This window comes from Mycolicibacterium elephantis DSM 44368, from assembly GCF_004014805.1.
In the GTDB taxonomy this organism is placed as follows: domain Bacteria; phylum Actinomycetota; class Actinomycetes; order Mycobacteriales; family Mycobacteriaceae; genus Mycobacterium; species Mycobacterium elephantis.
On the sequence record NZ_ATDN01000018.1, the window covers coordinates 89983 to 111081 of the forward strand.

The 21099-nt window shown below is 68.3% G+C and carries 19 protein-coding genes and 1 pseudogene; 18 read left to right on the plus strand and 2 right to left on the minus strand.

The annotated features are described in order from the left end of the window. Positions 1–2253 carry an ATP-dependent DNA helicase RecG gene (recG, locus tag MELE44368_RS14165; RefSeq protein ID WP_128109067.1) on the plus strand — a complete coding sequence of 751 codons (2253 nt, stop codon included), beginning with the start codon at positions 1–3 and terminating at the stop codon, positions 2251–2253. Next, positions 2250–2957: an HNH endonuclease family protein gene (locus tag MELE44368_RS14170; protein WP_128109068.1), complete on the plus strand. Its 708-nt coding sequence runs from the start codon at positions 2250–2252 to the stop codon at positions 2955–2957. Before recG ends, MELE44368_RS14170 begins: the two co-directional genes overlap by 4 nt. A 72-nt stretch (positions 2958–3029) precedes the next feature. Here MELE44368_RS14170 and MELE44368_RS14175 read toward each other — a convergent pair whose 3' ends face one another. Both MELE44368_RS14175 and MELE44368_RS14180 read right to left on the minus strand, forming a co-directional pair. Beyond that, positions 3030–3878, minus strand: a complete 849-nt coding sequence (locus tag MELE44368_RS14175; RefSeq protein WP_128109069.1) for an aldo/keto reductase — start codon at positions 3876–3878, stop codon at positions 3030–3032. A gap of 5 nt (positions 3879–3883) precedes the next feature. Then, a complete protein-coding gene (locus MELE44368_RS14180; protein WP_128109070.1) occupies positions 3884–4714 on the minus strand; it encodes an aldo/keto reductase in 831 nt (276 codons plus the stop codon). Between MELE44368_RS14180 and MELE44368_RS14185 the strand changes: the two genes are divergently transcribed. From MELE44368_RS14185 to MELE44368_RS14260, 16 genes and pseudogenes are all read left to right on the plus strand, one after another. Continuing rightward, on the plus strand, positions 4713–5807 hold the full coding sequence (locus tag MELE44368_RS14185) for an alpha/beta hydrolase (protein ID WP_128109071.1): 1095 nt from the start codon (positions 4713–4715) through the stop codon (positions 5805–5807). The two genes, MELE44368_RS14180 and MELE44368_RS14185, sit on opposite strands and share 2 nt — an antisense overlap. 33 nt (positions 5808–5840) lie before the next feature. Further along, a complete protein-coding gene (locus MELE44368_RS14190; protein WP_128109072.1) occupies positions 5841–6620 on the plus strand; it encodes a DsbA family protein in 780 nt (259 codons plus the stop codon). Continuing rightward, on the plus strand, positions 6617–7249 hold the full coding sequence (locus tag MELE44368_RS14195) for a vitamin K epoxide reductase family protein (RefSeq protein ID WP_128109073.1): 633 nt from the start codon (positions 6617–6619) through the stop codon (positions 7247–7249). The genes MELE44368_RS14190 and MELE44368_RS14195 overlap by 4 nt, the downstream gene beginning before the upstream one ends. Before the next feature lie 38 nt (positions 7250–7287). Next, complete coding sequence (locus MELE44368_RS14200) at positions 7288–10689, plus strand: pyruvate carboxylase (RefSeq protein WP_128109093.1); 3402 nt, start codon at positions 7288–7290, stop codon at positions 10687–10689. Beyond that, positions 10686–11252, plus strand: a complete 567-nt coding sequence (gene rsmD / locus MELE44368_RS14205) for a 16S rRNA (guanine(966)-N(2))-methyltransferase RsmD (RefSeq protein ID WP_128109074.1) — start codon at positions 10686–10688, stop codon at positions 11250–11252. Before MELE44368_RS14200 ends, rsmD begins: the two co-directional genes overlap by 4 nt. Before the next feature lie 24 nt (positions 11253–11276). After that, a complete protein-coding gene (gene coaD, locus MELE44368_RS14210) occupies positions 11277–11753 on the plus strand; it encodes a pantetheine-phosphate adenylyltransferase (RefSeq protein ID WP_128109075.1) in 477 nt (158 codons plus the stop codon). Positions 11754–11834: 81 nt separating this feature from the next. Further along, the gene (locus MELE44368_RS14215) at positions 11835–12401 is read left to right on the plus strand and encodes a hemerythrin domain-containing protein (RefSeq protein ID WP_128109076.1); all 567 of its coding nucleotides are present in this window, start codon (positions 11835–11837) and stop codon (positions 12399–12401) included. A 283-nt stretch (positions 12402–12684) separates the two neighbouring features. Further along, complete coding sequence (gene sepIVA / locus MELE44368_RS14220) at positions 12685–13422, plus strand: cell division protein SepIVA (RefSeq protein ID WP_128109077.1); 738 nt, start codon at positions 12685–12687, stop codon at positions 13420–13422. 31 nt (positions 13423–13453) lie between these two features. Then, positions 13454–14041, plus strand: coding sequence for a YceD family protein (locus MELE44368_RS14225; RefSeq protein ID WP_128109078.1), 588 nt, complete (start codon positions 13454–13456; stop codon positions 14039–14041). Then, positions 14034–14738, plus strand: a complete 705-nt coding sequence (rnc, locus tag MELE44368_RS14230; protein ID WP_128109079.1) for a ribonuclease III — start codon at positions 14034–14036, stop codon at positions 14736–14738. The genes MELE44368_RS14225 and rnc overlap by 8 nt, the downstream gene beginning before the upstream one ends. Beyond that, positions 14731–15588 carry a DNA-formamidopyrimidine glycosylase gene (gene mutM, locus MELE44368_RS14235; RefSeq protein WP_128109080.1) on the plus strand — a complete coding sequence of 286 codons (858 nt, stop codon included), beginning with the start codon at positions 14731–14733 and terminating at the stop codon, positions 15586–15588. The genes rnc and mutM overlap by 8 nt, the downstream gene beginning before the upstream one ends. A gap of 86 nt (positions 15589–15674) precedes the next feature. Next, positions 15675–16091: an OsmC family protein gene (locus MELE44368_RS14240; protein ID WP_128109081.1), complete on the plus strand. Its 417-nt coding sequence runs from the start codon at positions 15675–15677 to the stop codon at positions 16089–16091. Next, positions 16075–16359 carry an acylphosphatase gene (locus MELE44368_RS14245; RefSeq protein WP_128109082.1) on the plus strand — a complete coding sequence of 95 codons (285 nt, stop codon included), beginning with the start codon at positions 16075–16077 and terminating at the stop codon, positions 16357–16359. The genes MELE44368_RS14240 and MELE44368_RS14245 overlap by 17 nt, the downstream gene beginning before the upstream one ends. Before the next feature lie 26 nt (positions 16360–16385). After that, positions 16386–19973, plus strand: coding sequence for a chromosome segregation protein SMC (smc, locus tag MELE44368_RS14250; protein WP_128109083.1), 3588 nt, complete (start codon positions 16386–16388; stop codon positions 19971–19973). Between the two features lie 157 nt (positions 19974–20130). Further along, the gene (locus MELE44368_RS14255; protein ID WP_128109084.1) at positions 20131–20727 is read left to right on the plus strand and encodes a hypothetical protein; all 597 of its coding nucleotides are present in this window, start codon (positions 20131–20133) and stop codon (positions 20725–20727) included. A gap of 12 nt (positions 20728–20739) precedes the next feature. Then, positions 20740–21099: pseudogene (locus MELE44368_RS14260) on the plus strand (signal recognition particle-docking protein FtsY); the annotation flags it as partial.

Here is a 21099-nt window from a genome sequence, read left to right on the forward strand (position 1 = left end):
GTGGCCACCCTGAGCGATCGACTCGACTACATCGTCGGCAAGAAAGCCGCCGAACCGTTGGAGGAACATTTCGGCATCCGCACCGTCAACGATCTGCTGCGCCACTATCCGCGCAAGTACAGCGACGGCATGACGGTCTTACAGGAGGGCGAGGAGCTCCGCGAAGGCGAGCACGTCACGTTCGTCGACACCATCACCGACACGAAAGTCGGTGAGATGAAGCCGCAGTTCGACAAGAAGACCGGGAAGATGCGCAAGCGCAAGTGGTTGCGCGTCACCCTTGGGGATCGGCGGTCGCCGGTCACCGCGACGTTCTTCAACGCCGACTGGATGCTCGAGGACCTCGTCGTCGGGACGCGGCTGATGCTGTCGGGGGAGGTCAAATACTTCAGGCGCACACTGCAACTGACCCATCCGGCGTTCCTGGTGCTGGAATCACCCAAGGGCAAGACGTTCGGCACCAAGTCGCTGAAGGCCATCGCCTCGGCGTCGGGCGCCGTCGGCGACGACGTGTTGTCGGCGTTCGAGCGTGAGTTCTTCCCGATCTACCCCGCCAACAGGAAGCTGCAGAGCTGGGATATCTACGCATGCGTGCGCCAGGTGCTCGACGTGCTCGACCCGATCGAAGAGCCGCTGCCGAAAAGCTTTCTGCGACAACATGATCTGATCACCGAAGACCGGGCACTACGGGCCATCCACATCGCCGAGAACAAGGTCGAACGCGAGCAGGCCCAACGCAGGCTCACCTATGACGAAGCCATCGGCCTGCAATGGGCGCTGGTGAAGCGGCGATACAGCGAGCTGAGCGAATCGGGGCCGGTGGCGCCGTTGCGCGACGACGGCCTGGTGGCCGCCCTGCGCGCCCGGCTGCCGTTCGAATTGACCGCCGGCCAAACCGAGGTGCTCGACGTCATCTCCGCCGAGCTGGCTTCGAGTCGGCCGATGAACCGCATGCTGCAAGGCGAGGTGGGTTCGGGCAAGACGATCGTCAGCGTGCTGGCGATGTTGCAGATGGTCGACGCGGGCTACCAGTGCGCCCTGCTGGCACCGACGGAAGTCCTTGCCGCCCAACATGACCGCTCGGTACGCGACGTTCTCGGGCCGCTTGCGATGGCGGGTCAGCTCGGTGGTGAGGAGGGCGCGACCCGGGTGGCGTTGTTGACCGGATCGATGTCGGCGGCCCGCAAGCGCGCCGTGCGCGACGAGGTCGCCAGCGGCGAGGCCGGCATCGTCATCGGCACGCACGCGCTACTGCAGGACGCCGTCGAATTCCACCGGCTCGGCATGGTGGTCGTCGACGAGCAACACCGGTTCGGGGTGGAGCAGCGAGATCGCTTGCGCAGCAAGGCACCCGAGGGTGTGACACCGCACCTACTGGTGATGACGGCGACGCCGATCCCGCGCACCGTCGCCCTCACCCATTACGGCGACCTGGAGATCTCGACGCTGCGCGAGCTTCCGCGGGGAAGACAACCGATTTCCACCAACACCATCTTCATCACCAAGCACCGGTCCTGGCTGGACCGGGCCTGGCAACGCATCACCGAGGAGGTCCGTGCGGGACGACAGGCCTACGTGGTCGCCTCGCGCATCGACGCCGACGACAAACCCGCCGAGGACACCGACGACGACGAGAAACGCGGTGCCCCGCCCCCGGTCACTGTCATCGAGCTGTTCGAGGGGCTGCGCCGCGGCCCGCTGGCGGGACTTCGGCTGGGCCTGATGCACGGCAGGTTGCCCGCCGACGAAAAGGACGCGGTGATGGAGGCGTTCCGGGCGGGCGAGATCGACGTGCTGGTGTGCACCACGGTCATTGAGGTGGGCGTCGACGTGCCCAATGCGACGGTGATGCTGGTGATGGACGCGGACAGGTTCGGCATCAGCCAACTGCACCAGTTGCGCGGACGCATCGGCCGCGGTGAGCACCCCAGCCTGTGCCTGCTGGCCACCAACCTTCTCGAGAACTCGAAGGCCGGTGCACGACTGAAGGCCGTCGCCTCCACATTGGACGGATTCGAGCTCGCCGACCTGGACCTCAAAGAGCGCCAAGAGGGAGATGTGCTGGGGCTCAGCCAATCCGGCCGAGCGATCACGCTGAGATTCTTGTCGCTGCTGGACCATCTGGAGATCATTCTGGCCGCGCGTGAGTTCTGCCAGTCGATGCATGAGAAGGACCCCGACGATCCCGGATTAGCGATGCTGGCGGCCCCGTTCGTCGACACCGATCGCGTCGAGTTCCTCGACAAAGCATGAACCGCAAGCGATTTCTGTGGCTGGCCGCGATCGTCGCGCTGGCGGTGCTCGTCGCGGTGCAGACCACGACGTCGGCAGGGCAGCGGACGCCGTCGGCCGCGCAGGCCGGGGTGCCCACGGTGGCACCCGGCGACGACGTGCTGGCGGGCGTCCCGGTGGTGCCGCAACGGGTGCGCGGCCACGACTACCGGCGCGCCGCGTTCGGCGAGAGCTGGACCGACGACACCACCGCGCCCGGCGGTCGCAACGGCTGTGACACCCGCAACGACATTCTCGACCGCGACCTCGCCGACAAGACGTACGTATCGATCGAGCGGTGCCCCACCGCTGTCGCCACCGGCACCCTTTTCGACCCGTACACCAATGCCGTCATCGCATTCACCCGCGGCGCCGGCGTCGGGGCGTCGGTCCAGATCGACCACCTCGTGCCGCTGGCGCTGGCCTGGGATCTCGGTGCCCGTGACTGGCCGGAGGAGATGCGGGTGCGCTTCGCCAACGATCCGGCCAACCTGCTCGCCGTCGCCGGGGAACCCAACCAGGACAAGGGCGACCAGGAGCCCGCCGACTGGATGCCGCCGAACCGGGCGTTTCACTGCCAGTACGCGATGCAGTTCATCGAAGTGCTGCGCGGCTACCGGCTGCCGATCGACGCGCCGTCGGCGACGGTGTTGCGCGACGCCGCGTCGACCTGCCCCACGGGTTGAGCGCGAACGGATACAAACTCGTACGAATCAGGCCGTGGCGACACGACTTTGCGTCTGCCCTGGCCGGAAAACCTACTCGCCCTTGTACGTCTCGGGGTCCGGGCGGAACCGGGTGCCGTCGTCGAGCGCGTTGAGCGAGGCCATCTGCTCGTCGGTGAGCTCGAAGTCGAACACCTCGAGATTCGACTTCATCCGCTCCGGCGACGTCGACCGCACGACAACGGCGTTGCCCAGCTGCAGGTTCCACCGCAGCAACACCTGCGCCGGCGTCTTGCCTTGCGCCTGCGCCACCGAGGTGACCGCCTCGTGCTCCAGCAGCCGGCCGACCCCCAGCGGGCTGTAGGCCTGGGTGAGGATGCCGTAGCCGGCGTTGACCGCGCGCAACTCGGCCTGGTTCAGCAACGGGTGCAGCTCGATCTGGTTGACCGCCGGGGTGAAGAAGGACAGGTCGATGATGTCGGCAAGGTGTTCGGCGTGAAAGTTGCTCACCCCGATCGACTTGGCCTCGCCGACCTCCTTGCGCTTCATCAGCCCGCCCCAGCTGTCGACATACTTGCCGTGCTCACCGGCCGGCCAGTGAATCAGGTACAGGTCGACGTAGTCCATGCCGAGCCGCTGCAGGCTGGCCTTCAGCGCGTCCTGTGACGACTGGAAGCCGAGATCGGCGGTGGCCAGCTTGGTGGTGATGAAGATTTCCTCGCGGGGCACCCCCGATGCCCTCACCGCGCGGCCGACGGCCTCCTCGTTGCCATAGGAGGCGGCCGTGTCGATGAGCCGGTAGCCGGCCTCGAGGGCCGCCAAGACCGCTTGCTCCGCCTCGGTGTCCGACAGTTCCCCGACGCCGAGGCCGATCACCGGAATCGTGTTGTCGTCGTTGAGCGTGACGGTCGGAACCGCCGTCGCCCCGTCCGATGGGGTCATGTCACCTATCCTGTGAAGTTGAATGTGCGGGGGTCGGGCCCCAGCCGCGTGCCGTCACCGAGCGAAGAGACGGACGCCATGTCCTGCTCGCTCAGTTCAAAGTCGAACACGTCGAAGTTGCTCACAATTCTCGCTGGGGTCACCGATTTCGGGATGACTATATTGCCGAGTTGGATATGCCACCTAATCAGTACCTGCGCAGGCGTTTTCCCGTGCGCCTCCGCGACGGCCGTCACGGCCGGGTTCGTCAACAGTGAACCCTGCCCCAGCGGGCTCCATGCCTCGGTGGCGATGCCCAGCTGAGCGTGCAATTCCCGCAGCTCATGCTGTTGCAGCCGGGGATGCAGCTCGATCTGGTTGACGGCGGGCACGATTCCGGTGCCGTCGATCAGCTTGCGCAGATGCTCGGGTTCGAAGTTGCTGACCCCGATCGACCGGATGCGACCCTGGTCACGCAGGTGCGCGAACGCCTTGAAGGTGTCGACGTAGGCGTCCTTGGCGGGTACCGGCCAGTGGATCAGGTAGAGGTCGAGGTAGTCCATCCCCAGCCGCTGCATGCTGGCGTCAAACGCCTTCAGCGTGCTGTCGTAGCCCTGATCGGCGTTCCACAACTTGGTGGTCACGAAGACGTCCTCGCGGGCCAGCCCCGATTTGGCGACCGCCTGGCCGACCTCGCGCTCGTTGCCATACGCTGCGGCCGTGTCGATGTGTCGATACCCGGCATCCAACGCCGTCGCCGCCGCACGCTCGGTGTCCTCGGGCGGCGTCTGCCAAACACCCAGCCCGGCCTGAGGGATCGAATTACCGTCGTTCAGCTCGATCGAAGGAGACGCCATGGTTCAAAGTCTGCCAGGCGCGGCTTTGCGAAGCGCAAGCCGCAAGGACACCATCGTCAACACCGCCGCCGGCCTCACCCTGCGCGCGCTTCCCCACATTCCCGACCCGGTCAAGCGGGCGCTGCTCGGCGGACGTTCGATCACCATCGACGGGAACACGCTGGACACCACGCTGCAGCTGATGCTGGTCGGGCAGAAGGCCGCCGGCATCGACGGCCTGGTGTCCAGCGACGACGTCGACATCGCGCGCCGGCAGCTGGAGACCCTGTCCGCGAGCTTCCGACAGAACATCCCGGTGGCCGGGGTCAGCGATCTTTCGATCCCCGGCCCGGCCGGTGACATCGCCGCGCGGCACTACCGGCCCGACGCCGAGAACGCCCCGCTGCTGGTCTTCTACCACGGCGGCGGCCAGGTGATCGGCAGCCTCGAAACCCACGACGACCTGTGCCGCCACCTCTGCCGCGTCGGCCACGTGCACGTGCTGTCGGTGGATTACCGGTTGGCGCCGGAGCACAAGGCCCCGGCGGGCACCGACGACGCGTACGCCGCGTTCGCTTGGGCACTCGAGAACGCCGCCGGACTCGGCGCGGATCCCCGGCGGGTCGCGGTCGGCGGCGACAGCGCCGGCGGCAACCAGGCCGCGCTGGTCTGCCTGCGGGCCCGCGCCGAGGGCACGCGGTTACCGGTGCTGCAGCTGCTGTTCTACCCGGTCACCGACTACAGCAGCGAAACCCGGTCCAAGACCCTGTTCGCCGAGGGCTTCTTCCTGACCAAGCGGGATCTGGACTGGTTCCACGCCCACTACCTCGACGGCGCGGCGGTGGAGCCGGCTGACCCGCGGGTGTCACCGCTGCGCGCCGAGGACCTGTCCGGTCTGCCGCCGGCGCTGGTGCTGACGGCCGGGTTCGATCCGCTGCGCGACGAGGGCAGGCAATACGCCGAGGCGATGCGCGCGGCCGGCGTCGCCGTCGACTACCGCGAGTTCGGGTCGCTGGTGCACGCCTTCGCGAACTTCTTTCCGCTCGGCGGGGACAGCACGACCGCGATGGCCGAGAGCATCTCGGCGATGCGCGCGCACCTGGCCCGCGTCTGACACCGGCCGGAAGCCCGCCGGTACGCTTACCCCGTGGCCACCAAACCCAAGAAGAACCCGCGCTACGACCTCAAGGCGGCGGACCGCAAGCGCAACCTGGCGATTCAGATCGGGCTGACCGCGGTCGTCGTGATCTTCGCCGTGGCGCTGGTGCTCTACATCGTCATGTCGGCAGAGGACAAACCCGGCGATGGCGAGGTTCAGGCGATCCGGGTGACCTCGAGTGACTTGATCACCCAGGAAGGCTCGTCGGAGCCCAAGGCCGTGGTGTCGCTCTTCGAGGACCTCCTGTGCCCGGCCTGCGGCAACTTCGAGAAGATGTTCGGCCCCACCGTGAGCAAGCTGATCGACAGCGGTGCCATCGCCGCCGACTTCCACATGATCTCGATCCTGGACCGGCAGGGCAACGGCTACTCCACCCGCGCGGCCAACGCGGCCTACTGCGTGGCCGACGAGTCGATCGACGCGTTCCGGCGGTTCCACGCCGCGCTCTACGCCCAGCAGCCCCCCGAGGGCGTCGGCCCGTTCCCCGACAACGCCCGGCTCATCGAGGTGGCCCGGCAGGCCGGCGCGGCAGGCGGTGTCCCAGAATGCATCAACAAGGGCCGCTACAACGACATGGTCAAGGGCATGGCCGCCGCCAGCGGGGTGAAGGCGACGCCGACGATCCGCATCAACGGCGAGGACTACAACCCGACCACACCCGATGCGTTGATCGCCAAGATCGAGGAGATCGTCGGCAACGTGCCCGCCCTGGACGCCGGTGCACCGCCACCCGCGCCCGACCCGACCCCGGTAGTTCCGGCACCGTGACGGTCACCGCGCCGGGCACCGACGCACCGAGCGAACCCGCGGCCGACGCGCCGACGGGGGTGCCGGTCCGGCGGCCCAGCGCGATCTGGCTGCTGATCGCCGGTGTCTTCGGCCTGGCGGCGTCGTTCACGTTGACCGTCGAGAAGATCCAGACGCTGATCGACCCGGACTACGTGCCGACCTGCAGCATCAACCCGGTGCTGTCGTGCGGTTCGGTGATGATCACCCCGCAGGCGTCGCTGTTCGGCTTCCCCAACCCGCTGATCGGCGTCATCGCGTTCACCGTCGTCGTGGTCACCGGTGTCATCGCGCTCGCCCGCGTCGAGCTGCCACGCTGGTACTGGGCCGGTCTGGCGATCGGAACGCTGCTCGGCGCGGCGTTCGTCCACTGGTTGATCTTTCAGAGCCTCTACCGCATCGGGGCGTTGTGCCCGTACTGCATGGTGGTGTGGGCGGTGACGATCCCACTGCTGGTCGTGGCCGCCGCCATCGCCGTGCAGCCTCAACGTGGCGGCGCCGTCGCGCGCGGCCTGTACACCTGGCGCTGGTCGCTGGTGACGTTGTGGTTCACCGCGCTGATCCTGCTGATCCTCGTGCGGTTCTGGAGCTACTGGTCCACGCTCGTTTAGATCCACTGTTTTTCGGACCGGGGTAAGGGTGGCGCGTGATCTCTAAAGTCATCTCTAAAGTCCTTGTGGCCAATCGCGGTGAGATCGCGATCCGGGCGTTTCGTGCCGCGTACGAGCTGGGGATCGCCACCGTCGCGGTGTATCCGTATGAGGACCGGAACTCGTTGCATCGGCTCAAGGCCGACGAGTCGTATCAGATCGGTGAGACCGGGCACCCGGTGCGGGCCTACCTGTCGGTCGACGAGATCGTCCGTGTCGCACGGGGTGCCGGGGCGGACGCGGTGTACCCGGGCTACGGGTTTCTGTCGGAGAACCCGGAGCTGGCCGCGGCGTGCGCGGCGGCGGGTATCACGTTCATCGGCCCGAGCGCCGAGGTGCTGGAGCTGACCGGCAACAAAGCGCGCGCGATCGCGGCGGCCCGGGACGCGGGGCTGCCGGTGCTGGACTCCTCGGCGCCGTCGGCGTCGGCGCAGGAACTGATCGCCGCGGCGGAGGCGATGCGGTTCCCGCTGTTCGTCAAGGCGGTGTCCGGCGGTGGGGGCCGGGGGATGCGCTACGTCGCCGACGCCGACGCGCTGGCCGAGGCGATCGAGGCGGCCTCCCGCGAGGCGGAGTCGGCGTTCGGGGATCCGACGCTGTATCTGGAGCAGGCCGTGGTGAACCCACGCCACATCGAGGTGCAGATCCTGGCCGACACCCATGGCAATGTCATGCATCTGTTCGAGCGTGACTGCAGCGTGCAGCGGCGCCATCAGAAGGTCATCGAGCTCGCGCCGGCGCCCAACCTTTCTGAGGATCTGCGCAGGAGCATGTGCGCGGACGCGGTCGCCTTCGCCCGCCACATCGGCTACAGCTATGCGGGCACGGTCGAGTTCCTGCTCGACGAACGCGGCCACTACGTGTTCATCGAGTGCAACCCGCGCATCCAGGTCGAGCACACCGTGACCGAGGAGATCACCGACGTCGACCTGGTGGCCTCACAACTTCGCATCGCCGATGGCGAGACGCTGGAATCCCTTGGCTTGAACCAGGACACGCTGAGGGTGCGGGGTGCGGCGATGCAGTGCCGGATCACCACCGAGGATCCGGCCAACGGGTTCCGCCCCGACACCGGCCGTATCACCGCGTACCGCTCGCCGGGCGGGGCGGGCATCCGGCTGGACGGCGGTTCGCATCTGGGGGCGGAGATCAGCGCGCATTTCGACTCGATGCTGGTCAAGCTGACCTGCCGGGGCCGGGACCTGCCCGCCGCCGTGGCCAGGGCGCGACGGGCGTTGGCGGAGTTCCGGATTCGCGGGGTGTCGACGAACATCCCGTTCTTGATGGCGGTGGTCAACGACGCCGACTTCCGCGCCGGGCGCATCAACACTTCGTTCATCGATGCGCGACCGTATCTGCTGACCGCGCTGACCCCGGCCGACCGCGGCACCAAGATCCTCAACTATCTGGCCGATGTCACGGTCAACCAACCGCACGGCGCGCGCAGCTCGTCGGTGTATCCGCGCGACAAGCTGCCGCACATCGATCTGGGCGAGCAGACCCCGGACGGGTCCAAGCAACTGCTCAATGAGCTTGGCCCGCAGGGGTTCGCGCGGTGGCTGCGCGACTCCACGTCGCTGCGCGTCACCGACACCACGTTCCGCGACGCCCATCAGTCACTGCTGGCGACGCGCGTGCGCAGCACCGGCCTGTTGGAGGTGGCGCCTTACGTCGCGCGGATGTGCCCGCAGCTGCTGTCGGTGGAGTGCTGGGGCGGCGCGACTTACGATGTGGCGCTTCGGTTCTTGAAGGAAGACCCGTGGGAGCGGCTGGCGGCCTTGCGTGAGGCCATTCCCAACATCTGCCTGCAGATGCTGCTGCGGGGCCGCAACACCGTCGGCTACACGCCGTATCCGGAATCGGTCACCTACGCGTTCGTGGCGGAGGCGACCGCGACCGGGATCGACATCTACCGGATCTTCGATGCGCTCAACAACGTCGAATCGATGCGCCCGGCCATCGACGCGGTCCGTGAGACCGGCACGGCGGTCGCCGAAGTCGCGATGAGCTACACCGGGGATCTGGCCGACCCCGGCGAAAACCTTTACACACTGGACTATTACCTCAAGCTGGCCGAGCAGATCGTGGACGCCGGCGCGCACGTCCTGGCGATCAAGGACATGGCCGGGCTGTTGCGCCCGCACGCCGCGCACACGCTGATCACCGCGCTGCGCAGCCGATTCGACCTACCGGTGCACGTACACACCCACGACACCCCCGGCGGGCAGCTGGCGACGTATCTGGCCGCATGGCAGGCCGGGGCCAACGCGGTCGACGGCGCGGCGGCCCCGCTGGCGGGCACCACCAGCCAGCCGGCGCTGAGTTCGATCGTCGCGGCGGCCGCCCACACCGAACACGACACCGGGCTGTCGCTGTCGGCGGTGTGCGACCTGGAACCGTACTGGGAGGCGCTGCGGAAGGTCTACGCGCCATTCGATGTCGCAGCATCCGGTCCTCCTGCCCCGAGCGGCCGGGTGTATCACCACGAGATCCCCGGCGGCCAGCTGTCAAACCTGCGTCAACAGGCGATCGCGCTGGGCTTCGGTGACCGGTTCGAAGAGATCGAGGCCAATTACGCTGCCGCCGACCGGGTCCTGGGCCGGCTGGTGAAGGTGACCCCGTCCTCGAAAGTGGTCGGCGACCTCGCCCTCGCGCTGCTGGGGGCGGGCATCAGCGCCGAGGAGTTCGCCTCAGACCCGTCGCGGCTGGACATCCCCGACTCCGTGATCGGTTTCTTCCGTGGTGAACTCGGTGATCCGGCGGGCGGATGGCCCGAGCCGTTGCGCAGCAAGGTGCTCGCGGACCGGCCGCCGGCCAAGCCCGCACAGCAGCTCAGCGCGGAGGACCAGGCGGCGCTGTCCCAATCCGGCCCGCGCCGGCAGACCACCCTGAACCGTTTGCTTTTCCCCAGTCCGACAGAGGAATTCGAAGCGCACCGCGAACTCTACGGGGACACCTCGAGCCTCTCTGCCAACCAGTTCTTCTACGGGCTGCGCTCCGGTGAGGAGCACCGCGTCAAGCTCGAGCGCGGCGTGGAACTGCTGATCGGGCTCGAGGCGATCTCCGATCCCGACGAACGCGGGATGCGCACGGTGATGTGCATCATCAACGGCCAGCTCCGCCCGGTCGTGGTGCGCGACCGCAGCATCGCCAGCGACGTCCCGGCCGCCGAGAAAGCCGACCGCGACAATCCCGATCACGTCGCGGCGCCCTTCGCCGGTGTGGTCACCGTCAGCGTCGCCGCCGACGACCAGGTGCAGGCCGGCCAGACCATCGCCACCATCGAAGCGATGAAGATGGAAGCCGCGATCACCGCACCCAAAGCCGGCAAGGTCAGCAGGGTCGCGGTGTCGGCGACCGCCCAGGTCGAGGGCGGTGACCTGCTGGTGGTGGTCAGCTGACCCGCATCATCGCCGGAACCCTGGGTGGGCGCCGAATCACGGTGCCGCGCAGCGGAACTCGTCCGACCACCGACAGGGTGCGGGAGTCGCTGTTCAACGTGCTGGCCGCGCGGATCGACCTCGCCGGCGCATCGGTGCTCGACCTCTACGCGGGCTCGGGCGCGCTCGGGCTCGAGGCGCTGTCGCGCGGGGCGGGCTCGGTGCTGTTCGTGGAGTCCGATCCGCGGGCGGCCGCCGTGATCGCCGAGAACATCGCCGCCCTCGGCGTGACGGGGGCGACGGTGCGGCGCGGAGCCGTCGCCGCGGTGCTGGCGTCGGGCACTCAGCGGCCGGTGGACCTGGTGCTGGCCGATCCGCCCTACGACGTCGACACCGCCGAAATGCGCCGCGTCCTGCAGGCATTGAGCCGCCATGGATGGACCGCGCCCGGCACCGTCGTCGCCGTCGAACGCCACACGTCCGGGCCCGCACTGACCTGGCCCGACGGCTGGGCGCCGTGGAAACCGCGGCGCTACGGCGACACCCGCATCGAAATGGCCGAAGTCACCGCGGACGCGGTCTGATCAGCCCTGCTAGCGTCATCACCCATGAGCGGCGTGGTATGTCCGGGCTCCTTCGACCCGGTGACCCTCGGCCATGTCGACATCTTCGAACGCGCGGCCGCCCAGTTCGACGAGGTCATCATCGCGGTGCTGGTCAACCCGAACAAGAAGGGCATGTTCGACCTCGACGAGCGCATCGCGATGCTCGACGAGTCGACGGCGCACCTGCCCAACGTGCGCGCGGAGGCGGGGGAGGGCCTGGTGGTCGACTTCGTCAAAAAGCACGGGTACACCGCGATCGTCAAGGGTCTGCGCACCGGCACCGACTTCGAATACGAGTTGCAGATGGCGCAGATGAACAAACACATCGCCGGCGTGGACACGTTCTTCGTGGCGACCACACCGCGGTACTCGTTCGTCTCGTCGTCACTGGCCAAAGAGGTCGCGTCGTTGGGCGGCGACGTCAGCGAACTGCTGCCCGAACCGGTCAACCGGCGGCTGCGGGCAAAGCTCAAGGGTTGATCTCCGCGCTCACGGGGTAACCGCAAGGTGGCGCACAGCCCTTCGCGCCCCCACCCATTCATTGAGTACGGAGTTATTGCCATGGTGCAGACGTTTGTCCAGTCGACCGACGATGTCGTGAAGTTTCTGACCGATCAGCACAACCTGATCAAGGACCTGTTCGAAGAGGTGATCAGCGCGTCCGATGACAAAGCCCGCGAGACCGCGTTCGTCGAACTGCGTCAGCTGCTCGCGGTGCACGAGACCGCCGAGGAGATGGTGGTGCACCCGCGTGCGCGCCACGAAATCGCCGACGGCGACGCGATCGTCGACGCCCGCCTCGAAGAGGAGCATGAGGCCAAGGAGCAGCTGTCGGCGCTGGAGAAGATGGATATCGGCTCCAAGGAGTTCCTCGACGCGCTGATGCGGTTCCGCGACGACGTCCTGCACCACGCCGAGCAGGAAGAGCAGCAGGAGTTCAACAAACTGGCGCGTGAGCTCGACGCCGACGCCAAGGAGCGGATGGTCAAGGCCGTGCAGGCCGCCCAGAGCATCGCGCCCACCCGGCCGCACGCCGGGGTGGAGTCGGCCACCGCCAACTTCGCCGTCGGCCCCTTCGCATCGATGCTCGACCGGGCGCGCGACGTCATCTCCGCCGTCCTCCGGTAGCCGGTTTCGGGCGCGAGTGTGGCGTTGTTCGACGCTTTATCGAGGTGAGCGTGCATCAACCCGACATTCGGCGCGTGCGAGACGAGAGGGGCGCTTTGCGACTCGCTGACGTCGTCACTTGTTGACATAATGTCGGGATCAGCAATTCAGACCGGAGTTGCAGCCTGGGGAAGCAGCGACACAGCAAGACGCCCGGAACGCGACACACCGGCGTCGGTAGCTGAGTCACAGGCGTAACACCAGGCACACTGGTAACTGACAACTACGCCTGGAGGGTGTTGCCGTGTACCGAGTTTTTGAAGCGCTCGACGAGCTGAGCGCGATTGTCGAAGAAGCCCGCGGTGTGCCGATGACGGCCGGTTGCGTGGTTCCCCGCGGTGATGTCCTCGAGTTGATCGACGACATCAAGGACGCGATCCCGGGTGAACTCGACGACGCCCAGGACGTCCTCGACGCGCGCGACGGGTTGCTGCGCGAGGCCAAGGAGCAGTCCGACTCGATGGTCGCGACTGCCTCCGCCGAGGCCGACTCCATGATCAACCACTCCCGCGCGGAGGCCGACCGGCTGCTCGCCGACGCCAAGGCCCAGGCCGACCGCATGGTCGCCGAGGCCCGGCAGCACAGCGAGCGCATGGTCACCGAGGCCCGCGAAGAGGCCAGCCGCATCACGGCCACGGCCAAGCGCGAGTACGAGGCCAGCACCGGCCGCGCCAAGACCGAGGCCGACCGGCTGATCGAGAACGGCAACCTCGCCTACGAGAAGGCCGTGCAGGAAGGCATCAAGGAGCAGCAGCGGCTGGTGTCGCAGACCGAGATCGTGCAGACCGCCACGGCCGAGGCCACCCGCCTCATCGACTCGGCACACGCCGAGGCCGATCGCCTGCGCGGCGAGTGCGACATCTACGTCGACAGCAAGCTCGCCGAGTTCGAGGACTTCCTCAACGGCACCCTGCGCTCGGTGGGGCGGGGACGCCATCAGCTGCGCACCGCCGCGGGCACCCACGATTACGTGGCGCGATAGCGGCCGGTAGGCGTCGCCGTAGGATTGAACTATGGCGACGCATGCGAACGCGGCGGCGCACCGACAGTCGCGAACCCCGCTTGTCATCGACGTCTCCCGGCTCGGCCGGCGGCCCGGCTCCATGCTGACGCTTTGCGAGACCGTGGTCGGGCCGTCCCGGATCGGGCTCGAACTGATCGCGATCGACGAAGGTGCGCCGCTGGAATTGGACCTCCGGATCGAATCCGTCTCCGAGGGGGTGCTGGTCACCGGCAGGGTGTCGGCTCCGACCTCGGGCGAATGCGCGCGCTGCCTGACCCCCGTCACGGGAAGCGTGGAGATCGAGCTCACCGAGCTGTTCGCCTATCCGGACAGCGCCACCGACGAGACCACCGAGGCCGACGAGGTCGCGCGGGTCAGCACTGCCGGCGGAGCCGACACCATCAACCTCGAGCAGCCGATCATCGACGCGGTCGGATTGGCGCTGCCGTTCGCGCCGCTGTGTGGTCCCGAGTGCCAGGGCCTGTGCCCGCACTGCGGCGTGGCGTTGGCGACCGCCGAACCGGGACATCACCACGAGCAGATCGACCCGCGGTGGGCCAAGCTCGCAGGCATGTTGGACGAGGACGGATGTGACTGACCGCGAGCCGCTGCTGGAGGCGCTGGGCGTGAAGTTGCCCGACGATCTGCTCACGATGGCGTTGACGCACCGCAGCTACTCATACGAGCACGGCGGGCTGCCCACCAACGAACGGCTGGAGTTCCTCGGCGACGCGGTGCTCGGGTTGACCATCACCGAGGAGCTCTACCACCGTCATCCCGACCGCTCCGAGGGCGATCTGGCCAAGCTGCGCGCCAGCATCGTCAACACCCAGGCGCTGGCCGACGTCGGCCGCCGGCTCTCCGACAGCGGGTTGGGCAGCTACCTGCTGCTGGGTAAGGGCGAGGAGAACTCCGGGGGTGCGAACAAGGCGAGCATCCTGGCGGACGGCGTCGAATCTCTGCTCGGCGCAATCTATGTCGAGCACGGCATCGAGACCGCCCGCGAGGTCATCCTGCGATTATTCGGCGAATTGCTGGACACCGCACCGACATTGGGCGCAGGCCTGGACTGGAAGAGCAGCCTGCAGGAGCTGACCGCGGAGCGGGGGCTGGGGGCGCCGGCCTATGTAGTGACGTCGACGGGCCCGGACCACGACAAGGAATTCACCGCGACGGTGATCGTCGCCGAGACCGAGTACGGAAAGGGCGTCGGCCGCACGAAGAAGGAGGCCGAGCTCAAAGCGGCTGCGGCGACGTGGAATGCGTTGACCGCCGCATCCGATGTAGATGCCTGAGCTTCCCGAGGTCGAGGTCGTCCGGCGTGGATTGGCTGCACACGTCGTCGACAAGACGGTCACCGCGGTGCGCGTCCATCATCCGCGCGCGGTGCGTCGGCACGAGGCAGGTCCCGCCGATCTGACGGCTCGGCTGCTCGGTTCGCGCATCGTCGGCACCGGCCGGCGCGGCAAGTACATGTGGCTGACGTTGGACGACGGGTCGGCGCTGGTGGTGCATCTGGGGATGAGTGGGCAGATGCTGCTGGGGGCGGTGCCCAACGAACGGCACCTGCGCATCGCGGCGCTTCTCGACGACGGCACCGCGCTGAGCTTCGTCGACCAGCGCACGTTCGGCGGGTGGTTGCTCACCGAGACGGTCACCGTCGACGGCAGCGACGTCCCGCTTCCTGTCGCGCACCTCGCCCGTGATCCGCTGGACCCGATGTTCGACCGCGACGGCGTCGTTACGGTGTTGCGGCGCAAGCACTCCGAGATCAAGCGTCAGCTGCTGGATCAGACGGTGGTGTCGGGCATCGGCAATATCTACGCCGACGAGGCGCTGTGGCGCGCGCAGGTGCACGGCGCACGGTTGGCGTCGGCGCTGACCCGCCGGCAGCTCGGCGAGGTGCTCGACGCGGCCGCCGAGGTGATGGCCGAGGCGCTGGAGCAGGGTGGCACGTCGTTCGATGCGTTGTATGTCAACGTCAACGGGGAGTCCGGCTACTTCGATCGGTCGCTGGACGCCTACGGCCGCGAGGGGGAGCCGTGCCGGCGGTGTGGCGCGGTGATGCGGCGGGAGAAGTTCATGAACCGGTCGTCGTTCTACTGTCCGAGATGCCAGCCGCGTCCGCGGGTGCGGCGTCCCTAATTCATTCTCGGCGCCGAGACCGACGATATGGCGGGTTTGACTCGCAATTTTCCGCCAAAGCGTCCCTTTCGGCGAAGATGGCAGGCATGACCGAACTGTGGGTGGAGCGCACCGGTGTGCGCGAATACGTCGGGCGCAGCTCACGCGGCGCGCAGGTGCTCGTCGGCAACGAGGACGTCGACGGCGTCTTCACCCCCGGCGAGCTGCTCAAGATCGCGCTGGCGGCCTGCAGCGGCATGGCCAGCGACGCGCCGCTGCGCCGCCGCCTGGGCGACGACTACAAGACGACGATCCGGGTGTCGGGCGCGGCCGACCGCGATCAGGAGCGATATCCCCTGCTCGAGGAACGCATGGAGCTCGACCTGTCCGGGCTTTCCGACGACGAGCGGGCGCGGGTGCTCACGGTGGTCGAACGCGCGATCGACCAAGTCTGCACCGTCGGTCGTACGCTGAAATCCGGGACCAAAGTGACTTTTGAGGTTCATGATGCAGGAGTTAGCTGAGGTACGCCTGACGGCTTGGGTGCACGGGCACGTGCAGGGCGTCGGGTTCCGGTGGTGGACCCGCGCCCGCGCCCTGGAGCTCGGCCTGACCGGGTACGCGGCGAACAAGCCCGACGGCCGTGTCCAGGTGGTCGCCCAGGGCCCGCGGGAGGCCTGCGAAAAGCTGCTTGAGCTGCTGCAAAGCGGTTCCACCCCCGGTCGGGTGGACAAAGTTGTCGCCGACTGGTCGGAAGTTCGCGACTCGCTCGAAGGCTTCACGGAGCGATAGCCCCCGCGGCGGTAGGGTTTCACGTCGTGCACCTCAAGAGTCTGACGCTCAAGGGCTTCAAGTCCTTTGCTTCGCCCACGACTCTGCGTTTCGAACCGGGCATCACCTGCGTCGTCGGCCCGAACGGCTCGGGCAAGTCCAACGTGGTCGACGCGCTCACCTGGGTGATGGGCGAACAGGGCGCCAAGACGTTGCGCGGCGGAAAGATGGAAGACGTCATCTTCGCCGGCACATCCTCGCGTCCGCCACTCGGCCGTGCCGAGGTGACCGTGACGATCGACAACTCCGACAACTCGCTGCCGATCGAGTACTCCGAGGTCTCGATCACCCGGCGGATGTTCCGCGACGGCGGAAGCGAATACGAGATCAACGGCAGCAGCTGCCGCCTGATGGATGTGCAGGAGCTGCTGTCGGACTCGGGCATCGGCCGCGAGATGCACGTGATCGTCGGGCAGGGCAAGCTCGCCGAGATCCTCGAATCGCGCCCGGAGGACCGCCGCGCGTTCATCGAAGAGGCCGCCGGGGTGCTCAAGCACCGCAAGCGCAAGGAGAAGGCGGTCCGCAAGCTCGACGCGATGGCGGCCAACCTGGCCCGGTTGACCGACCTGACCACCGAGTTGCGCCGCCAGCTCAAACCGCTGGGCAGGCAGGCCGAGATGGCCCGTCGCGCCCAGACCATCCAGGCCGACCTGCGCGATGCCCGGCTGCGGCTGGCCGCCGACGACCTGGTCACCCGCCGCGCCGAGTTCGAGAACACCAACCAGGCCGAGGCCACGCTGCGCCGCGAGCACGACGAGCTGACCGCGCTGCTGGAGGCCAAGAGCGCCGAGCTGGCCGGCCATGAATCGGCGGTCAACAGCCTGTCCGAACGTGCCGAGGCCGCCCAGCAGGCCTGGTTTTCGCTGTCGGCGCTGGCCGAACGGGTGAGCGCGACCGTGCGGATCGCCAGCGAGCGCGCGCAGCATCTCGACATCGAGCCCGAAGCGTCCACCGGCCCCGACCCCGACGCGCTGGAGGCCGAGGCCGAGCAGGTCGCCGCCGAGGAACGCCGGCTGCTCGAGGAGTTGGAGGAGTCACGGGCCACGCTGGAGGCGGCGCGCAGCGAACTCGCCGAGCGGGAGCGGGTGGCCGCCGAGGCCGAACGGGCCCACATGGCCGCCGCGCGCGCCGAGGCCGACCGTCGCGAGGGCGTGGCACGGCTGGCCGGCCAGGTCGACACGATGCGCACCCGGGTGGAGTCGATCGACGAGACCGTCGCCCGGCTCACCGTCAGCATCGAGGAGGCGGCGGCGCGCGCCCAGCAGACGCAGGCCGAGTTCGAGACCGTGCAAGCCCGCGTCGGCGAGCTCGACGCCGGCGAGGTCGGGCTGGACGAACACCACGACCGCACCGTGGCCGCGCTGCGGCTCGCCGACGAACGGGTCACCGAACTGCAGGCCGCCGAACGCGGCGCCGAGCGGCAGGTGGCGTCGTTGCGGGCGCGCATCGAAGCGCTCTCGGTGGGACTGGAGCGCAAGGACGGTGCGGCGTGGCTGCAGAAGAACCGCGGTGACGCAGGGCTTCTCGGGTCCGTCGCCAACCTGCTCAAGGTGCGCGACGGCTACGAGGCGGCGGTGGCCGCGGTGCTCGGCGGTGCAGCCGACGCCGTCGCCGCCGAAAACGCCGGTGCCGCGCGTGCCGCCGTCGCCGCGCTCAAGGAATCCGACGCCGGGCGCGCGGCGATCGTACTCAGCGACTGGCATGTCCACACCCCGCCGCAGGGCGGGTCGCTGCCCCCCGATGCACAGTGGGCGATCGAGCTCGTCGAGGTGCCGGCGCGGCTGCGGGGCGCGATCACCGCGATGCTGGCCGATGTCGCGGTCGTGGCCGATCTGGACGCCGCGCTCGACCTGGTCCGCTCCCGCCCGCAGCTTCGTGCGGTCACCACCGACGGCGATCTCGTCGGCCCCGGCTGGGTCAGCGGCGGCTCCGACCGCAAGCCCAGCACGCTGGAGATCGCCTCGGAGGTCGACAAGGCCCGCGCCGAACTGGCCGAGGCCGAGAACCAGGCGGGTGAGCTGTCGGCGGCATTGGCCGGTGCGCTGGCCGAACAGGCGGCCCGCCGCGACGCCGCCGAGCAGGCGCTGGCCGCGCTCAACGAATCCGACGCGGCGATCTCGGCGATCTACGAGCAGCTGGGCCGACTGGGCCAGGACGCCCGCACCGCCGACGACGAGTGGCAGCGGCTGATCAAGCAGCGCGACGAGCTGGAAGCCAACCGATCGCGCACCGTCGAGGAGCTCGCCGAGCTCGAGCAGCGGCTGCACAACGCGCAGCAGGAGCCGACGTTCGAAGCAGAGCCGGTCAACCGGCAGGAGACGATGGCGGCCGCCGAAGCGGCGCGGGCCGTCGAGGTCGAGGCGCGGCTCGCGGTGCGTACCGCCGAAGAACGTGCCAATGCCGTTCGGGGCAAAGCGGATTCGCTGCGACGAGCGGCGGCTGCCGAGCGGGAGGCACGGGTGCGTGCGCAGCGGGCTCGGGAAGCGCGGGCGCATGCCGCCAAGGTGGCGGCGGCGGTGGCGGAGTCGGCGCGCCTTGTCGCACAACGGCTCAGCTCCGTGGTCGCGGTGGCGTCGCGGGCGCGCGACGCGGTCGCCGAGGAACGCCGGCACCGGTCGACGGCGTTGGCCAAGACCCGCGACGAGGTCAATGAGCTGACCGCGAAGATCAACGCCTTGACCGACGCGCTGCACCGCGACGAAGTCGCCAAAGCCCAAGCGGCCCTGCGCATCGAGCAGCTCGAGGAGCAGATCCTCGAACAGTTCGGCATGGCCAGCGCCGATCTCATCGCCGAGTACGGGCCCGACGTGCCGTTGCCGCCGTCGGAGCTGGAGATGGCCGAGTACGAGCAGGCCCGCGAACGCGGCGAGCAGGTCGTCGCGCCCGCGCCGATGCCGTTCGACCGGCCCACCCAGGAGCGGCGGGCGAAGAAGGCCGAACGCGAGCTCAACGAACTGGGCCGGGTGAACCCGTTGGCGTTGGAGGAGTTCGCCGCGCTGGAGGAACGCTACAACTTCCTGTCCACCCAGCTCGAGGACGTCAAGGCGGCGCGCAAAGACCTGCTCGACGTCATCGACGACGTCGACAACCGCATCCTGCAGGTGTTCACCGAGGCATACACCGACGTGGAACGCGAGTTCCAGCAGGTGTTTTCGGCGCTGTTCCCCGGCGGCGAGGGCAGGCTGCTGCTCACCAACCCCGACGACATGCTGACCACCGGCATCGAGGTCGAGGCCCGCCCGCCGGGCAAGAAGATCAAGCGGCTGTCGCTGCTGTCCGGCGGTGAGAAGTCGCTGACCGCGGTCGCGATGCTGGTCGCGATCTTCCGCGCCCGGCCGTCGCCGTTCTATGTGATGGACGAAGTCGAGGCCGCGCTCGACGACGTGAACCTGCGCCGGCTGCTCGGGCTGTTCGAGCAACTGCGGGCGCAGTCGCAGCTCATCGTCATCACCCACCAGAAGCCGACGATGGAGGTCGCCGACGCGCTGTACGGCGTCACGATGCGCGACGACGGCATCACCCAGGTGATCAGTCAGCGGATGCGCGGACAGGAGTTGGTCGCCGCCACCAATTAGCGGTTTGTGCACGTCTGGGAGCGCTCAGTGGCCGTTGCGAAATGAGCTGTGTCGTTGACTGGGATGTGAGGGTGTGGGTTCGGCCGCCGAGGACGCCCAGGACGCCGCCGAACCCCAGCAGCGCCCGCCGGCCGCGTTGGGAAGTCGGGCAGGGCGGGTGGCGGCGATCAAGAAGGCGATGGAAGAAATCCGGCGTCAGGACGCTCGCGATGCCGAGGCCGACGCTGCTGATATGGCCCGCCAGGAGCAGTATCTGCAGCGAGTCGAATCCGGAGAAACGCTGGCGGGTACCCCGCCGGCGGGTATCGATCAGGTTCGGTTGTGGCGGGCCAGGATTGCCCGTGAACAGCGGCGGCTGGCGCCGCTGATCAACGTGCGCGGGACCGCAGAAGCCAACGCGCGCCGTGATATCCGTAAGAACCTCAGAAAGGCCCAAGCTGGGCTGCAACGCGCCCAACAGGACCAGGCAACCGGGGCGGTCGACCACCGGGGTTCAGCCGCACGCACCCGGGATCGCGACCGGGCTCGACGTGGCCCCAAGGCAGGGCCGGTGGTCAATTTGACCGATCCCCAGGCGCGGTTGATGGTCGAGGGTTCCGGCGGCGGATCGGTCCAGGGCTACAACAGCCAAATCGCGTCATCTGATGATCACTTCGTCATCGGGGTACACCTATCCCAAGACGCCAATGATCTGCATCGTTGGACACCGGCAACAGCCACTCAGCGCAACACAATGCGCACAAATCGCGTCTGAAACAATGGCGGCGTGACAGAGGGTCTGTGGATCGCGATCGCGGTCGTCGTCGTCCTGCTGGTGGCCGCGCTGGTTGTCGGGTTGGTGCGCTACCGGCGGCGACGCGTCAGGCTGTCGGCCCCCGAGACCGCCACACCCCTCGAGCGCGCCGGCGGCTACACCACGTCATCGGGCATCACGTTCTCGAAGTCGGCTCCTGCCGAGCCCGTCGAGCGGATCGACACCACCGGGCTGCCCGGCGTCGGCGACGACGCCACCCTTCCGCGCGACGCGCCGAAGCGCTCGATCGCCGATGTGCAGCTCCCCGAGGCCCCGGTCGAAAAGCCGGCCCCACCGGCGGAGCCGACACCGCCCGCCGAGCCGACGCCGGCC

Bases quoted from the DNA above. Each gene is read 5' to 3' on its own strand.
- MELE44368_RS14170 (WP_128109068.1), top strand. From the start codon at position 2,250: ATGAACCGCAAGCGATTTCTGTGGCTGGCCGCGATCGTCGCGCTGGCG.
- MELE44368_RS14175 (WP_128109069.1), bottom strand. From the start codon at position 3,878: ATGACCCCATCGGACGGGGCGACGGCGGTTCCGACCGTCACGCTCAAC.
- MELE44368_RS14185 (WP_128109071.1), top strand. From the start codon at position 4,713: ATGGTTCAAAGTCTGCCAGGCGCGGCTTTGCGAAGCGCAAGCCGCAAG.
- MELE44368_RS14180 (WP_128109070.1), bottom strand. From the start codon at position 4,714: ATGGCGTCTCCTTCGATCGAGCTGAACGACGGTAATTCGATCCCTCAG.
- coaD (WP_128109075.1), top strand. From the start codon at position 11,277: ATGAGCGGCGTGGTATGTCCGGGCTCCTTCGACCCGGTGACCCTCGGC.
- MELE44368_RS14215 (WP_128109076.1), top strand. From the start codon at position 11,835: ATGGTGCAGACGTTTGTCCAGTCGACCGACGATGTCGTGAAGTTTCTG.
- MELE44368_RS14225 (WP_128109078.1), top strand. From the start codon at position 13,454: ATGGCGACGCATGCGAACGCGGCGGCGCACCGACAGTCGCGAACCCCG.
- mutM (WP_128109080.1), top strand. From the start codon at position 14,731: ATGCCTGAGCTTCCCGAGGTCGAGGTCGTCCGGCGTGGATTGGCTGCA.
- MELE44368_RS14240 (WP_128109081.1), top strand. From the start codon at position 15,675: ATGACCGAACTGTGGGTGGAGCGCACCGGTGTGCGCGAATACGTCGGG.
- MELE44368_RS14245 (WP_128109082.1), top strand. From the start codon at position 16,075: ATGCAGGAGTTAGCTGAGGTACGCCTGACGGCTTGGGTGCACGGGCAC.